The organism is Streptomyces sp. NPDC058796 (assembly GCF_042745235.1).
Taxonomy (GTDB): Bacteria; Actinomycetota; Actinomycetes; order Streptomycetales; family Streptomycetaceae; genus Streptomyces.
The window spans coordinates 1-14,747 of the sequence record NZ_JBHYOP010000015.1; the positions used below are offsets into that span (position 1 = coordinate 1).

Genomic DNA, 14,747 nt, shown 5'->3' on the forward strand with positions numbered 1-14,747 from the left:
CCCCCAGGTCATCCCTTTGACAGGGGGCAACAGTCATGCCGGGCCCGGAGGCCAGCGGCCCTCTTGCAGGACCGCGAAGAAGATAACGGGGCGCCGCAGCCGGAGTGGCCGGCGGCAAGAGGGCGTGTGTCACACGGTGTCGTGGTTCCGGTCGGCGGGTGTGTTACCTATCGTCAAGGTCATGTTCGCTGTCTACGCCGCCCGAATCGACCGCGACCAGCCGCTGACCGGCCTGGAGTTGGGAGAGCGCCCTGCTCCCGAGGCCCGCCCCGGCTGGAGTGTCGTCGATGTCAGGGCCGCCTCCCTCAACCACCACGACCTGTGGTCCCTGCGCGGCGTCGGCCTCCCCGAGGACCGGCTGCCGATGATCCTCGGCTGTGACGCCGCGGGGATCGACGAGGACGGCAACGAGGTCGTCCTGCACTCCGTGATCGGCCAGACCGGTCACGGCGTCGGCCCCCAGGAGCCCCGCTCGATCCTCACCGAGCGCTACCAGGGCACGTTCGCCGAGCGGGTCGCCGTGCCGACCTGGAACATCCTGCCCAAGCCGAAGGAGCTCTCCTTCGCGGAGGCCGCCTGTCTGCCGACCGCCTGGCTGACCGCGTACCGGATGCTGTTCACCAACGCCGGGGTGCGTCCGGGGGACTCGGTGCTGGTGCAGGGTGCCGGCGGCGGGGTCGCCACGGCCGCGATCGTGCTCGGCAAGGCCGCGGGGCTGCGGGTCTTCGCCACCAGCCGGGACGAGGCCAAGCGCAAGCGCGCCCTGGAGCTGGGTGCCGTGGAGGCCGTCGAGACGGGCGCGCGCCTGCCGCAGCGGGTCGACGCCGTGATCGAGACCGTGGGCGCGGCCACCTGGTCCCACTCGGTGAAGTCGCTCAAGCCGGGCGGCACGCTGGTCATCTCCGGCGCCACCAGCGGCGACCGGCCCTCTCACGCCGAGCTGACCCGCATCTTCTTCCTGGAGCTCAAGGTCGTCGGTTCCACGATGGGCACCAAGGACGAGCTGGAGGACCTGCTCTCCTTCTGCGCCGCCACCGGTGTCCGTCCCGTCATCGACGAGGTGCTCCCGCTGGACCGGGCCCGCGAGGGCTTCGAGCGGATGGCCTCCGGGGAGCAGTTCGGCAAGATCGTGCTCAGCGGTTCCTGACGTCTTCTCCAGGTGCCTCCCGCACCCGGATCCTGTCAACCGGCGTTGACAGGATCCGGGTGTCAACCTATGTTGACTGCATGAGCGAAGCAACCGATCTCGCCACGCGTGCGGGTGATCGCGATCCCCGGGTCGGGCTGCGGGCCGTCGCCGCACTGCGCAGGCTGCTGGAGCAGCTCGAGGCGGTGCAGGTGCGCGGCGCACGCAATCAGGGGTGGTCGTGGCAGGAGATCGCCACCGAACTCGGGGTCAGCAGGCAGGCCGTGCACAAGAAGTACGGGAGGCATTGATGTTCAATCGGTTCACGAAGGACGCCCGGGACGCCGTTCAGGAGGCGGTCCGGCACGCCGAGGAGGCGCGGGCGCAGACCGTCGGCCCCGAGCATCTGCTGCTGGCGCTGCTCGACCGGGAGGGCAGCCGTGGCTCCTTCGCGCTGGGGGCGCTGGGGGTGCTCGGAGCCGGAGGGCGCGGTGACGCGGTGCGGCAGGCACTGGCGGAGGCGCGGCGCCGTGCCGGGCTGTCGCAGGCCGAGGCCGACGCACTCGCCGGGCTCGGGATCGACGTCTCCGAGGTCGTCGCCCGGGTGGAGGAGGCCCATGGCGTCGGCGCGATGTCCGGCGACCGGAAGGACCGGCGCTGGTGGTCCGGACACCGCAGCTTCAGCAAGGGCGCCAAGGAAGTGCTGGAGCAGGCCCTCCGGGTCGCCGTCGACCGGCGCGACCGGTGGATCGGGGACGAGCACATCCTGCTCGCCCTCACCATCCGGCCAGGTGTGCCCGCCGAGGTGCTCGCCGACCACGGGGTGACGTACGAGTCGCTGACCAGGGCGCTGGGCGGCGACCCGGGGGAGGCCTGCGCCTGACGGGGGCGGCTCCGCGGCCCCCGGCTCAGGGCTTGGGGCCGCGCAGTATCGCTCCGATGTGAGCCGCGGCCGCAGACAGGTGCCGCCGGGACTCGCGGAGCTGGTCGGCCGTGACCCCGTGGTCCCGGGCCGCGTCCCGGATGTCGTCCCGGAATCGGTCGAGCAGCCGGTCCAGGTCGCGGGCGGGGTCGCCGGTGGACTCCGCGGCGTCCTCGTGGGCCCAGGCGGGCGCGTAATCGGCCGGGAAGTCCTCGGGCGTGGCGGAGTACTCGGCCCGGTGGCCGGACGCGCCGTCCTCGGAGCGGCCGAAGCCCCAGTCCCTGCCGAACTCCTTCCCGAAGTCCTTGCCGAAGTCGCCGACCTCCTTGGCCAGTTCGCTCAGCCCCTCGCGCAGTCCCGTCGGCCAGTCGCCCCGTGCGAAGTGGTCCTGCACCTGTTCCTGGACCCGCTGGGCGATGCGCTGCACTTCCTCCTGCGCCTGCGTCCGGGCCCGTTCCTGGGCCTCCTTGGCCTGGCGCCGGGCCCGCTGGGCCTCCTCTCGGGCGCGTCGGCTCTCGTCCTTGGCGCGGCGGGCCTGCTCCTTCCACTCCTGCTTGACGCGCCGCATCTCCTCCTTGGCCGCGCGCCAGGCCTCCTTGTCGTCGGCGCCCGCGGTGCCGGTGGAGAAGGAGTCGTCCTCGCCCTGCGCACCGGAGCCGGTGCCCCGGCGTGCCGCACTGGCCGCGGCGCGCATCTCCCGGCGCAGGTCGCCCGCGGCACCGCGGACGTCGGCCCGGATCTCGGCGGCGAGTTCGGCGACCGACTCGCGGATCTCCAGTTCCAGGTCGGCCAGTTCACCGCTGCGGTCGGACAGCTCGGCACGGCCGGCGTCCGTGATGGCGTACACCTTGCGCCCGCCCTCGGTGGTGTGGGTGACCAGGCCCTCGGCCTCCAGCTTGGCCAGGCGCGGGTACACCGTGCCCGCCGACGGCGCGTACAGGCCCTGGAAGCGCTCCTCCAGGAGACGGATCACCTCGTAGCCGTGGCGCGGTGCCTCGTCCAGGAGCTTGAGGAGGTAGAGGCGGAGGCGGCCGTGCGCGAAGACGGGGGGCATGTCAGAGCACCTTCTTGTCGGTCGTGCTGTCGGCCGGGGCGCCGGTGGCGCCGTGGTCCCGGCCGGAAGCGGAATTGTCCCCCGAGTCGTCCAACGCGTCGCCCGCCGGGCCGGACGCCGGGCCCGGCGTATCGTCCTCCCACGACGCCTCTTCCGTCACCGGGCGGCGCAGCAGGGCGATCGAGCCGGAGATCGTGGTGGCCTTCAGCCGGCCGTTGCCCGCGCCGAGCCGGCCGGTGATCCGCTTGGCGCCCCACTGGCCGGTCACCCGCAGGTCCTCGAAGGCGTTGGAGACGGAGCCGCTCGCTGTGTTGGCCTCCACCTCCGCGTCGGCCGGCTGCGGCAGCCGGATGGCGATCTCGCCCGAGACGCTGTTCAGGCTGATGTCGGTCGGCCCGCCCGTCGCGTCCAGGTCGACGACCATCGAACCGCTCACCGAGTCGGCCCGCACGGAGGAACCCGCCTCCACCACCGTGAGGTCCCCGGAGACCGAATTGAAGCGCAGGTCGCCGGCGAGCGCCTGCGCCTCCACGTTCCCCGAGACGGTGTCCGCGCGGACCGGGCCCGTGAGGCCCACCAGCGTGGTGTCCCCGAAGACGCCCTTCACCTCGGAGCGACCCTCCAGCCCCGAGACGACGGCCGCCGCACCGACCACCCCGACCTCCACGCGGGTGCTGGTCGGAACGGCGAGGGAGACCACCGCGTTGCGGCGCCAGCCCTTGCGGTCGAGCCATTTGAGGAAGCCCTTCCAGGGCAGGTCCTCGTAGGCCACGGTGAGCACGCCGTCCTGCTGGGTCACGATCAGGGGCGGCCCCTCGATCTCGGAGACCTCCAGGCGGGCGGAACCCTCGTCCGTGCCCACCACGTTCACTGTTCCATGGACGATGCGTACCTGGAGCTCGCTGACGGACTCGTCGAAGGTGAGCTTCCTGGGCTCCGCGACGGACCACTCGGACATGGTGCAGACCTCCTCGACCGAACGCGGCATATCGCGTCCTTCTCCATTCACGATATATCGCGGCTCCCGAAAGTCAAGACACTCGTCCCGGTGACGCGTGACCGGCCGAGGAGGGAGGATTGATCTAGTTTGTGAGCATGTCGACAGAAGAGTCCGCGCCCCTCTCCGGTGCCCTGCTCCTGTGCCGCGCCGATCCGGACTCCGTCGCCGCCGTCGCCCCGCTGCTGGGCGAACGCATGCCACTCGTCCCGGCCGGCGAGCGGTGGAGTGTGCTCGTCCCGGCGGGCGGGCCCTGGCGGCACGGCGACGAGCCGGTCGACCGCGTGGTCACCGGCTGGGCCGCGGCGCTCGCCGTCGGCGCCGACTGGCCCGTACTGGCCCTGTGGTGGGACGCCGACCGGGCCGGCTACACCCTGGCGTCGGGCTTCCGCCGCCCCGTCGGCTACGTGTGGCTCGCGGACGGCACCCCGGCCGGCGAGGACGAGGCCATGCGCACGTTCGCCGCCCGGCTCGGGCTGGACCCCGTTCTGGATCTCCAGGCGCTGGACGGGCTGACCCGCCCGGACCGCGAGGCCGACTCGCTCGCCAGACTGCGCGGACTGCTGGCGGTGCTCACCCGCGCGGGGATCACCCTCCCCGCCGGACTCGGCCCCGGTGAAGGCGCGGACCGCCTCGGACCGGCCGCCGGCGCCCTGCCCGGCTCCCGGTGGACCGAGGCCCCCGGACGCCGCCCGACCGCCGACGAGAGCCGCCTCGCCGCCTGGATGCCCTGGGTGGGCGGCCCCGGGGCCCGCGCCCTGGCCCTGGCACAGATGGCGGCCGGTCTGCCCCTCACCGCCTGGGGCCTGCGGCGCCACAGCGGCGGCTGGACCACCGCGGGGGCCCTGCTGATCGCGCACGGGGCGCTCGGGACGGCGTACGGCCTCTCCAAGCGCTCCTGACGGCTCCCCGGGACGCCGTCAACCCGTACGGGCTGTGCCTGCCTACTCGTCCTCGTCCTCGTCGTCCAGCCGCGCCAGCCACGTGGCCAGCCGCTCCACCGGCACCTCGAAGTCCGGGTTCAGGTCGACGAAGGTCCGCAGCTGCTCGGCGAGCCACTCGAAGGTGACCTCCTCCTCGCCGCGCCGCTTCTCCAGCTCCTCGATGCCACGGTCGGTGAAGTACATGCCGTCAAGGATAAGTGCAGGCAAAGGGCCGGGCCGCACCCCCGACGAGGGGATGCGGCCCGGCCCGGACGCGCTGCGCGGCGGTGTGCGCCGCCGCCGGGGAGCTACGCCTCGAACACCTCACGCACCAGCTGCTCCTGCTCCGCCTGGTGCCGCTTGGCGGAGCCGACGGCGGGGGACGAGCCGTGCGGCCGCGAGATGCGGCGCAGGCGCTCGCCGTGCGGGACGTCGGCGCCGACGGCCAGGTCCAGGTGGTCGATCAGGTTGAGCGCGATGAACGGCCAGGCACCCTGGTTCGCCGGCTCCTCCTGGGCCCACAGGTACTTCTCGGCGTTCGGGTACTTGGCGATCTCCGCCTGGAGCTCGGCACCCGGCAGCGGGTACAGGCGCTCGATGCGGATGATGGCCGTGTCCGTGACGCCGCGCTTCTTCCGCTCGGCGTCGAGGTCGTAGTAGACCTTGCCGGCGGTGAAGACGACCTTCTTGACGGCGGCCGGGTCGACCGAGTCGTCGCCGATGACCGGGCGGAACTGGCCCGTCGTGAACTCCTCCGCCTTCGAGGCCGCGGCCTTCAGGCGCAGCATCGACTTCGGGGTGAAGACCACCAGCGGCTTGTGGTGCGGGTTGTGCACCTGCCACCGCAGGAGGTGGAAGTAGTTCGACGGCAGGGTCGGCATGGCGACCGTCATGTTGTTCTGCGCGCAGAGCTGGAGGAACCGCTCCGGGCGGGCCGAGGAGTGGTCCGGGCCCTGGCCCTCGTAGCCGTGCGGCAGCAGGAGGGTGACGCCGGAGGTCTGGTTCCACTTCTGCTCGGCCGACGAGATGAACTCGTCCACGACCGTCTGCGCGCCGTTGACGAAGTCGCCGAACTGCGCCTCCCACATCACCAGCGCGTCCGGGCGGGCCAGCGAGTAGCCGTACTCGAAGCCCATCACGGCGTACTCGGAGAGCAGGGAGTTGTAGACGTTGTACCGGGCCTGGTCCTCGGACAGGTACAGCAGCGGCGTGAACTCGTCGCCCGTCTCGCGGTCGATGACCACCGCGTGGCGCTGGCCGAAGGTGCCGCGCTGCGAGTCCTGGCCGGACAGCCGGACCGGGACGCCCTCCAGGAGGAGCGAGCCGACGGCGAGCGTCTCGCCCATGCCCCAGTCGATCGTGCCGTCCTCGACCATCGCCGCGCGGCGCTGCAGCTGCGGCAGCAGCCGCGGGTGCACGGTGATGTGGTCGGGGATGTTGACCTGGGACTCGGCGATCCGCTTGACCGTCTCGGCGGTGACCGCGGTGTTCACGGAGACCGGGAACTCGGCCTGCGGGTCCGAGGGCTCCGCGGCGGCCGGCTGGGAGACGGCCTCGCGGACCTCGGTGAAGACCTTCTCCAGCTGGCCCTGGTAGTCCTGGAGCGCCTGCTCTGCCTCTTCCAGGGTGATGTCGCCGCGACCGATGAGGGACTCGGTGTAGAGCTTGCGCACCGAGCGCTTCTTGTCGATCAGGTCGTACATCAGCGGCTGGGTGAAGGCCGGGTTGTCGGTCTCGTTGTGACCGCGGCGGCGGTAGCAGATGAGGTCGATCACCACGTCCTTGTTGAACGCCTGGCGGAACTCGAAGGCGAGCCGCGCCACGCGGACGCAGGCCTCCGGGTCGTCGCCGTTCACGTGGAAGATCGGGGCCTCGATCATGCGGGCCACGTCGGTGGCGTACATCGAGGAGCGCGAGGACTCCGGGGCGGCGGTGAAGCCGACCTGGTTGTTGATGACGACGTGGACCGTGCCGCCGGTGCGGTAGCCGCGCAGCTGCGACATGTTCAGGGTCTCGGCCACCACGCCCTGGCCCGCGAAGGCCGCGTCGCCGTGGATCGCCACCGGCAGGACGGTGAAGTCCGTGCCGCCCTTGTTGATGATGTCCTGCTTGGCGCGGGCGACGCCCTCCAGGACCGGGTCGACCGCCTCCAGGTGCGAGGGGTTGGCGACCAGCGAGACCTTGATCTGCTCGCCGTCGAGGCCCGTGAAGGTGCCCTCGGCGCCCAGGTGGTACTTCACGTCGCCGGAGCCGTGCATCGACTTCGGGTCGAGGTTGCCCTCGAACTCGCGGAAGATCTGCGCGTACGACTTGCCGACCACGTTGGCCAGGACGTTCAGCCGGCCGCGGTGGGCCATGCCGATGACGACCTCGTCCAGGCGGGACTCGGCCGCCGAGTCGATGACCGCGTCCAGCAGCGGGATGACGGACTCGCCGCCCTCCAGGGAGAAGCGCTTCTGGCCGACGTACTTGGTCTGCAGGAAGGTCTCGAACGCCTCCGCCGCGTTCAGACGGCGCAGGATGCGCAGCTGCTCCTCGCGCTCCGGCTTGGTGTGCGAGCGCTCGATGCGGTCCTGGATCCACTTGCGCTGCTTGGGGTCCTGGATGTGCATGAACTCGATGCCGGTGGTGCGGCAGTACGAGTCGCGCAGCACGCCGAGGATGTCGCGCAGCTTCATCAGGGACTTGCCGGCGAAGCCGCCGACCGCGAACTCGCGCTCCAGGTCCCACAGGGTGAGCCCGTGCTCGGTGATGTCCAGGTCGGGGTGCTTGCGCTGCTGGTACTCCAGCGGGTCGGTGTCGGCCATGACGTGGCCGCGGACCCGGTAGGAGTGGATCAGCTCGAAGACCCGGGCGGCCTTCGTGACGTCGTCGTCGTGCGAGGCGTCGATGTCCTTGAGCCAGCGGACCGGCTCGTAGGGGATGCGCAGCGCCTTGAAGATCTCGTCGTAGAAGCCGTTCTCACCGAGGAGCAGGTTGGCGACCTGGCGCAGGAACTCGCCGGAGGCGGCGCCCTGGATGACCCGGTGGTCGTAGGTCGACGTGAGCGTCATGACCTTCGAGATGCCGAGCTTGTTCAGGGTGTCCTGGGAGGTGCCCTGGAACTCCGCCGGGTAGTCCATGGAGCCGACGCCCATGATCACCGACTGGCCGGGCATCAGGCGCGGCACGGAGTGGACGGTGCCGAGGCCGCCGGGGTTGGTCAGCGAGACCGTGACGCCGGAGAAGTCGTCCATCGTCAGCTTGCCGTCGCGGGCGCGGCGGACGATGTCCTCGTAGGCCTGCCAGAACTCGAAGAAGTTCATGGTCTCGGCCTTCTTGATCGCCGCGACGACCAGCTGGCGGTCGCCGTTGGGCTTGACCAGGTCGATGGCGAGGCCGAGGTTGACGTGCGGCGGCTTGATGAGGGTCGGCTTGCCGTCCTTCTCGCCGAACGCGTAGTTCATCGCCGGCATGGCCTTGATGGCCTGCACCATCGCGTAGCCGATCAGGTGCGTGAAGGAGATCTTCCCGCCCCGGGCGCGCTTGAGGTGGTTGTTGATGACGATGCGGTTGTCGAAGAGCAGCTTCACCGGGACCGCGCGCACGGACGTGGCCGTGGGCAGCTCCAGCGAGGCGTTCATGTTCTTCGCGACCGCGGCGGCGGGGCCGCGTAGGGTCACCGTCTCCGGGCCCTCGGGCGCGGTGTCGGCGTCCTTGGCGGGCGCGGCGGCCTTGGCCTGCGGCTTGGCCGCGGCGGGCTTGGCCGGTGCGGCGGGCTTCGCGGCCGGGGCGGCCGGAGCCGCGGGGGCGGCAGCGGCGGGCTGCGCGGCCGGCTTCGCGGGGGCGGCCTGCTGGGGCGCCGCCTTCGGCTGGGCCGGGGCGGGCGCCTGCGCCTGCGGTGCGGGGGAGGCCTGGGGGGCGCTGCCGGAGTCCGTGGCCGCGGTGCCGGAGGCGGACTGGGCAGCGGCCGCTCCGGGCTTGTAGTCGGCGAAGAAGTCCCACCAGGCTCGGTCCACGGAGTTCGGATCCTGGAGGTACTGCTGATAGATCTCGTCGACGAGCCATTCGTTGGCACCGAAGGCGGCCGCGGGGTTCTTGCCCGCGTTGGCCGCTTGGTCGGTGTCGGTCGAGATGCTCGAGTTACTGGGGGACTGTGGCGACACGGCGAGAACCGCCCTCTTCCGCTTCACAAGATGGTGGACAGCGGGAATCAAGGCTACGCCTCCCCGGCCCGGAAGGTCAGACCGGGCCCGTTCATCGTCGCGTAAGTCACATCGCAGACTGCGTTTCGGCGCTGGAAATGGCGGGAAACAAGCGAGGTTCCGTTGCGTGTGGGAAGGGGAGACCGCGACCCGGCGCCGGGAAAACGCGGGCCTGTGCCTGATCACACGTGTCCGTCAGCGCGGACACCAGTGGATCTTGGCGCTCCGCTTCGAACCCTACGTCAACTCGGAGTCGTCGGCAGGCCCGGAAGAGTGATGAGAATCCGGCAGCCCCGCTCGGATTCGGCCACGCCGATCCGGCCGCCGTGCAGATCCACCGCCCAGCGGGCGATCGCCAGGCCGAGACCGGTGCCGCCGTCGCTGCCCGGACCGTGCGGCCGGGACACCGAACCCCGGTTGAACCGCTCGAACACCCGGCGCCACTCCGAGCGCGGAATGCCGGGCCCCTCGTCGAGGACCTCCAGCTCCAGCGACTCGGGGAACTCGCCGCGCCGCGCCCTGACCGTCACCCGGCCGTGGGGCGGACTGTGCTTCACGGCGTTGTCGATGAGGTTGGCGACGACCTGGTGGATGCGTTCGGGATCGGCGTGCACGGTGAGGTCGGACGGGAACACGTCGAGCGCCAGGTGCACGTCGGTGCGGGTGTGGCTGCCGGACCCGGAGGCGATGCCCGCGCGTGCGGAGGCGACCATGTTGGCCTCCTTCAGTACACCCGACAGGTACGGCCACACCTCGAAGCGCCGCTTGCGCAGCGGTACGACGCCGTTGTCCAGGCGGGAGAGGTCCAGCAGCGTCTCCACCAGCCGGCCGAGCCGCTCGGTCTGCGCGAGCGCCGTGCGCATCGTCTCCGGATCGGCCTCGGTGACCCCGTCGACGATGTTCTCCAGCACCGCCCGCAGGCCCGCGATGGGGGTGCGCAGCTCGTGCGAGACGTTCGCGACCAGCTCCTTGCGCTGGAGGTCCTGGGCCTCCAGGTCGTCGGCCATGCGGTTGATGGTGACGGCCAGGTCGCCCAGTTCGTCGCGGCGGTTCTCGCGCACCCGGCGGGTGTAGTCGCCGTGCGAGATGGACCGGGCCACGGCGTTCATCTCGTCCAGCGGCGCGGTCAGCGAGTGCGCCACGAACTGGGTGATCAGCAGTGTGGCGATCATCGAGAAGACGGTGATGAAGCGCAGCTCCGTCTTGGTGTGCACCGCGATCACCGACAGCCCGGTGGTGATCAGCACCGACGTGACGACCAGCGCGCCCAGCTTGGTCTTGATCGAGAACGGGCGTACGCCGCCCCAGGGGTCCCCGGTTCTCCGGGGGCCGGGGCTCCTCCGTGCGGCATCCCGCCCTCGGCTCATGGCGTCGGCGTCTCCAGCGCGTACCCCACGCCGTGCACCGTGCGGATGCGCTCGGCGCCGATCTTGCGGCGCAGTGCCTTGATGTGGCTGTCGACGGTCCGGGTGCCGGAGGCGTCCGCCCAGTCCCAGACCTCGGCGAGCAGCTGTTCGCGGGAGAGCACCGCGCGGGGCGTGTTCGCCAGGCAGACCAGCAGGTCGAACTCGGTCGGCGTGAGGTGCACGTCCTCGCTGCGCACCCGCACCCGGCGCTGCGCGTGGTCGATCTCCAGTTCGCCGAGGCGCAGGATGCCGCTGCGCGGCGTGGAGGCGGCCACCACCGCCCGCTCCACCCGGCGCAGCAGCACGTGCACGCGCGCGGCCAGCTCGCGCATGGAGAACGGCTTGGTCATGTAGTCGTCGGCGCCCACGCCGAGGCCGACCAGCATGTCCGTCTCGTCGTCCCGCGCGGTGAGCATCAGCACCGGCACCGGCCGCTGGGCCTGCACACGCCGGCAGACCTCCAGGCCGTCGAAGCCGGGCAGCATGATGTCGAGGATCAGCAGGTCGGGCTGCCAGGCCTCGGCCGTGTCGACCGCGGCCGGCCCGTCGCCCGCCGTTTGCACCAGGAACCCCTCGGCGCGCAGGCGGGTCGCGATGGCGTCGACGATCGTCTGGTCGTCCTCGACCACCAGCACCCGCCGCTGGGCGCCCTGCGTCGCCGTCGCCGTGCCGTTGTGGGAGGTCTGTGTCTGCTCCATCGCCCGCCCCTGAGGTGTGCTTACCGGAATCAGTGGGGTGATCCCTGTTCTGCGCATGACTGCGATTGACGCTTGAATGAGCGCGTCAGGGCAGCAGCGTACGGGGATCGGCCGCGCCTTTGCTATCCAGGCCCGACGGCGAGGTGGACGACGTCCGGAACGCCCCGGGCAACGGGGATCTCTTCGGTACGCACCTGCTGGAACCCGGCATTACGCAAGGTTTCTTCGAATTCCGGAGAGGGCTGGGCGGACCATACGGCGAGCACCCCGCCGGGCCTCAACACCCGTGCGCAGCCCGCCAGTCCGGCCGGTGCGTACAGCCCGTCGTTGTCCTCGGTGACGGTCCAGCCGGGGCCGTTGTCGATGTCCAGGCAGAGCGCGTCGTACGTGTCGGAAGTCTCATTGACGTAACGGACCAGATCCGATTCGACGACCTCCGTGCGGGGGTCGGCCATCGCCTCGGCGGAGAGTTCCGCCAGGGGGCCGCCCCGGTGCCAGTCGATGACGGCCCGCTCGCGTTCGACGACCGCGATCCTGCCCCAGCGCGGGTCGGCGGCCGCGTGGGCGAGCGAGAAGCCGACGCCGAGACCGCCGATGAGCAGGTGCGGTGCGGACCGCCCGCCGGAGGCGGCGAGCGCCTCGGCCGCGGCGTCGACCAGCCGCCGCTCCGAGCGTCCGTCGGAGGTGTCCATCAGGAAGCAGCCGTTCGCGATGATCTGCAGCAGCGCCCCGTGCCGGCGCAGGACGACCTCGCCGTGCGGGCCCTCGCGGCGGTCCAGCACTTCGGGGACGTCGTGGGAGGAAGTGATGGGCATCGGCCCATCCTGGCAAAGGAATGCCGGGCGGCTCGTCGGTGCTCTCCCGGAAGGCGGGGCCGTCGTGGCTTGATCGCTCAGAGCGAACAGGCTTTGGGGAACAATCGGGGACTCCCTTTCATTGAGTCGGTGTAACTCAACTTGACTGCCGAAGGGGAGATCATGGCTGCTGAGTCCGACGCCTTCACACCGCTCACCCTGCCCGTGCTGCCGCTCGACGACGAAGTGGTGCTGCCCGGGATGGTCGTCCCCCTGGACCTGAGCGACGCCGAGGTACGGGCCGCGGTGGAGGCCGCCCAGGCCGCCGCCAGGTCCGAGCCCGGCAAGCCCCGGGTGCTCCTCGTCCCACGCGTCGACGGCACCTACGCCAAGACCGGCGTCCTGGGCACCGTCGAGCAGGTCGGCCGCCTCGCCGACGGTGACCCGGGCGCCCTGATCCGAGGCCGGCACCGGGTGAGCATCGGCGCCGGCACCACCGGCCCCGGCGCCGCCCTGTGGGTCGAGGGCACCCGCGTCGACGAGGCCGTGCCCGACCCGCTGCCCGGCCAGGTCACCGAGCTGGTGAAGGAGTACAAGGCGCTGGCCACCGCCTGGCTGCGCAAGCGCGGCGCCTGGCAGGTGGTGGACCGCGTCCAGGCCATCGAGGACGTCTCCGCGCTCGCCGACAACTCCGGCTACTCGCCCTTCCTCAACACCGAGCAGAAGGTCGAACTGCTGGAGACCGCCGACCCGGTCGAGCGCCTGAGGCTCGCCACCCGGCAGCTGCGCGACCACCTCGCCGAGCAGGACGTCGCCGAGACGATCGCCAAGGACGTCCAGGAGGGCGTCGACAAGCAGCAGCGCGAGTTCCTGCTGCGCCGCCAGCTCGAAGCCGTGCGCAAGGAACTGCGCGAGCTCAACGGCGAACAGGAGGGCGAGGAGTCCGACGACTACCGGGCCCGCGTCGAGGCGGCCGATCTCCCCGAGAAGGTCCGTGAGGCCGCGCTCAAGGAGGTCGACAAGCTGGAGCGGTCCTCCGACCAGTCGCCGGAGGGCTCCTGGATCCGCACCTGGCTCGACACGGTCCTGGAGATGCCGTGGAGCGAGCGGACCGAGGACGCCTACGACATCCAGGGCGCCCAGGCCGTGCTCGACGCCGAGCACGCGGGCCTTCAGGACGTGAAGGAGCGGATCACCGAGTACCTGGCGGTGCGCAAGCGGCGCGGCGACCGGGGCCTCGGCGTCGTCGGCGGACGGCGGGGCGGCGCGGTCCTGGCCCTGGTCGGCCCGCCCGGCGTCGGCAAGACGTCGCTCGGCGAGTCCGTCGCCCACGCGATGGGCCGCAAGTTCGTCCGCGTCGCCCTCGGCGGCGTCCGCGACGAGGCCGAGATCCGCGGCCACCGGCGTACCTACGTCGGCGCGCTGCCCGGCCGGATCGTGCGGGCGATCAAGGAGGCCGGCTCGATGAACCCGGTCGTCCTCCTCGACGAGATCGACAAGGTGGGCTCCGACTTCCGGGGCGACCCGGCCGCCGCCCTGCTGGAAGTCCTCGACCCGGCGCAGAACCACACCTTCCGGGACCACTACCTGGAGGTCGAGCTGGACCTGTCCGACGTGGTCTTCCTCGCCACCGCCAATGTCCTGGAAGCCATCCCGGAGGCCCTGCTCGACCGCATGGAGCTGGTCCGCCTCGACGGCTACACCGAGGACGAGAAGATCGTCATCGCCCGCGACCACCTGCTCCCGCGCCAGCTGGAGCGGGCCGGACTCGACGGGGACGAGGTGAAGGTCGAGGAGGGCGCGCTGCGCAAGCTGGCCGGCGAGTACACCCGCGAGGCGGGCGTGCGCACCCTGGAGCGCTCCATCGCCCGGCTGCTGCGCAAGGTCGCCGCCCAGCACGAACTGGGCGAGCGGGAGCTGCCCTTCACGGTCACCGAGGACGACCTGCGCGCCCTGATCGGCCGGCCGCACCACGTGCCCGAGTCCGCCCAGGACCCGGCCGAGCGCCGCACCTCGGTGCCGGGCGTGGCCACCGGTCTGGCGGTCACCGGCGCGGGCGGTGACGTCCTGTACGTCGAGGCGTCGCTGGCCGACCCGGAGACGGGCGCGGCGGGCCTGACCCTGACCGGTCAGCTCGGCGACGTGATGAAGGAGTCGGCGCAGATCGCGCTGAGCTTCCTGCGCAGCAGGGGTGCCGAGCTGGAGCTGCCGGTGGCCGACCTGAAGGACCGGGGCGTGCACATCCACTTCCCGGCGGGCGCGGTCCCCAAGGACGGGCCGAGCGCGGGCATCACCATGACCACGGCGCTGGCCTCACTGCTCTCCGGGCGGCTGGTCCGCACGGACGTGGCGATGACCGGTGAGGTCTCGCTGACCGGCCGGGTGCTGCCGATCGGCGGGGTCAAGCAGAAGCTGCTCGCGGCGCACCGGGCGGGCGTCACCACGGTGATCATCCCCAAGCGCAACGAGCCCGACCTGGACGACGTCCCGGCGGAGGTGCTGGACAAGCTCGACGTCCACGCCGTCACCGACGTCCGGCAGGTCCTGGAACTGGCGCTCGCACCGGCGACGAACGGTGCCGAGCGGGAGGTTCCGGTCGCGGCGTGACGGGCCACGCGGCCGGATGAGTGAAGGGAAGGGGCC

12 protein-coding genes are annotated in these 14,747 nt (G+C 71.6%); 5 read left to right on the forward strand and 7 right to left on the reverse strand.

The window, feature by feature from the left end; genetic code table 11:
• The first annotated feature begins 181 nt into the window (after positions 1–181).
• The 3 genes from ACFW47_RS30905 (at position 182) to ACFW47_RS30915 (ending at position 2,009) form a co-directional block, all read left to right on the forward strand.
• Positions 182–1,147: a zinc-binding dehydrogenase gene (locus ACFW47_RS30905; protein WP_386286798.1), complete on the forward strand. Its 966-nt coding sequence runs from the start codon at positions 182–184 to the stop codon at positions 1,145–1,147.
• Between the two features lie 80 nt (positions 1,148–1,227).
• Complete coding sequence (locus ACFW47_RS30910; RefSeq protein WP_386307752.1) at positions 1,228–1,437, forward strand: helix-turn-helix domain-containing protein; 210 nt, start codon at positions 1,228–1,230, stop codon at positions 1,435–1,437.
• Entirely contained in the window at positions 1,437–2,009 is a 573-nt protein-coding gene (locus ACFW47_RS30915) for a Clp protease N-terminal domain-containing protein (RefSeq protein WP_386307754.1), read from the forward strand. Before ACFW47_RS30910 ends, ACFW47_RS30915 begins: the two co-directional genes overlap by 1 nt.
• Before the next feature lie 25 nt (positions 2,010–2,034).
• Here ACFW47_RS30915 and ACFW47_RS30920 read toward each other — a convergent pair whose 3' ends face one another.
• Positions 2,035–3,102, reverse strand: coding sequence for a helix-turn-helix transcriptional regulator (locus tag ACFW47_RS30920; protein ID WP_386307756.1), 1,068 nt, complete (start codon positions 3,100–3,102; stop codon positions 2,035–2,037).
• A 1-nt stretch (position 3,103) separates the two neighbouring features.
• On the reverse strand, positions 3,104–4,060 hold the full coding sequence (locus ACFW47_RS30925; protein ID WP_386286952.1) for a DUF4097 domain-containing protein: 957 nt from the start codon (positions 4,058–4,060) through the stop codon (positions 3,104–3,106).
• Between the two features lie 137 nt (positions 4,061–4,197).
• Between ACFW47_RS30925 and ACFW47_RS30930 the strand changes: the two genes are divergently transcribed.
• The gene (locus tag ACFW47_RS30930; RefSeq protein ID WP_386307758.1) at positions 4,198–5,001 is read left to right on the forward strand and encodes a hypothetical protein; all 804 of its coding nucleotides are present in this window, start codon (positions 4,198–4,200) and stop codon (positions 4,999–5,001) included.
• 42 nt (positions 5,002–5,043) lie between these two features.
• Here ACFW47_RS30930 and ACFW47_RS30935 read toward each other — a convergent pair whose 3' ends face one another.
• From ACFW47_RS30935 to ACFW47_RS30955, 5 genes are all read right to left on the reverse strand, one after another.
• Positions 5,044–5,226: a DUF6104 family protein gene (locus ACFW47_RS30935; protein ID WP_003961784.1), complete on the reverse strand. Its 183-nt coding sequence runs from the start codon at positions 5,224–5,226 to the stop codon at positions 5,044–5,046.
• Between the two features lie 104 nt (positions 5,227–5,330).
• Positions 5,331–9,167 (reverse strand): multifunctional oxoglutarate decarboxylase/oxoglutarate dehydrogenase thiamine pyrophosphate-binding subunit/dihydrolipoyllysine-residue succinyltransferase subunit, encoded by a 3,837-nt coding sequence (locus ACFW47_RS30940; RefSeq protein ID WP_386286805.1) that lies wholly within the window; start codon positions 9,165–9,167, stop codon positions 5,331–5,333.
• A gap of 281 nt (positions 9,168–9,448) precedes the next feature.
• Positions 9,449–10,573 carry a sensor histidine kinase gene (locus ACFW47_RS30945; RefSeq protein WP_386286806.1) on the reverse strand — a complete coding sequence of 375 codons (1,125 nt, stop codon included), beginning with the start codon at positions 10,571–10,573 and terminating at the stop codon, positions 9,449–9,451.
• Entirely contained in the window at positions 10,570–11,310 is a 741-nt protein-coding gene (locus ACFW47_RS30950; protein ID WP_043380000.1) for a response regulator transcription factor, read from the reverse strand. Before ACFW47_RS30950 ends, ACFW47_RS30945 begins: the two co-directional genes overlap by 4 nt.
• Positions 11,311–11,432: 122 nt before the next feature.
• On the reverse strand, positions 11,433–12,125 hold the full coding sequence (locus tag ACFW47_RS30955) for a spermidine synthase (RefSeq protein ID WP_386307760.1): 693 nt from the start codon (positions 12,123–12,125) through the stop codon (positions 11,433–11,435).
• A gap of 162 nt (positions 12,126–12,287) precedes the next feature.
• Here ACFW47_RS30955 and lon point away from each other — a divergent pair, with 162 nt between their 5' ends.
• Positions 12,288–14,711, forward strand: coding sequence for an endopeptidase La (gene lon, locus ACFW47_RS30960; protein ID WP_386286810.1), 2,424 nt, complete (start codon positions 12,288–12,290; stop codon positions 14,709–14,711).
• The last annotated feature ends 36 nt before the right edge of the window (positions 14,712–14,747 follow it).

What these genes read in the sequence shown, in the direction of transcription:
- ACFW47_RS30905 (WP_386286798.1), top strand. Translation starts at nt 182, where the DNA reads ATGTTCGCTGTCTACGCCGCCCGAATCGACCGCGACCAGCCGCTGACC.
- ACFW47_RS30910 (WP_386307752.1), top strand. Translation starts at nt 1,228, where the DNA reads ATGAGCGAAGCAACCGATCTCGCCACGCGTGCGGGTGATCGCGATCCC.
- ACFW47_RS30915 (WP_386307754.1), top strand. Translation starts at nt 1,437, where the DNA reads ATGTTCAATCGGTTCACGAAGGACGCCCGGGACGCCGTTCAGGAGGCG.
- ACFW47_RS30920 (WP_386307756.1), bottom strand. Translation starts at nt 3,102, where the DNA reads ATGCCCCCCGTCTTCGCGCACGGCCGCCTCCGCCTCTACCTCCTCAAG.
- ACFW47_RS30925 (WP_386286952.1), bottom strand. Translation starts at nt 4,060, where the DNA reads ATGTCCGAGTGGTCCGTCGCGGAGCCCAGGAAGCTCACCTTCGACGAG.
- ACFW47_RS30930 (WP_386307758.1), top strand. Translation starts at nt 4,198, where the DNA reads ATGTCGACAGAAGAGTCCGCGCCCCTCTCCGGTGCCCTGCTCCTGTGC.
- ACFW47_RS30935 (WP_003961784.1), bottom strand. Translation starts at nt 5,226, where the DNA reads ATGTACTTCACCGACCGTGGCATCGAGGAGCTGGAGAAGCGGCGCGGC.
- ACFW47_RS30945 (WP_386286806.1), bottom strand. Translation starts at nt 10,573, where the DNA reads ATGAGCCGAGGGCGGGATGCCGCACGGAGGAGCCCCGGCCCCCGGAGA.
- ACFW47_RS30950 (WP_043380000.1), bottom strand. Translation starts at nt 11,310, where the DNA reads ATGGAGCAGACACAGACCTCCCACAACGGCACGGCGACGGCGACGCAG.
- ACFW47_RS30955 (WP_386307760.1), bottom strand. Translation starts at nt 12,125, where the DNA reads ATGCCCATCACTTCCTCCCACGACGTCCCCGAAGTGCTGGACCGCCGC.
- lon (WP_386286810.1), top strand. Translation starts at nt 12,288, where the DNA reads ATGGCTGCTGAGTCCGACGCCTTCACACCGCTCACCCTGCCCGTGCTG.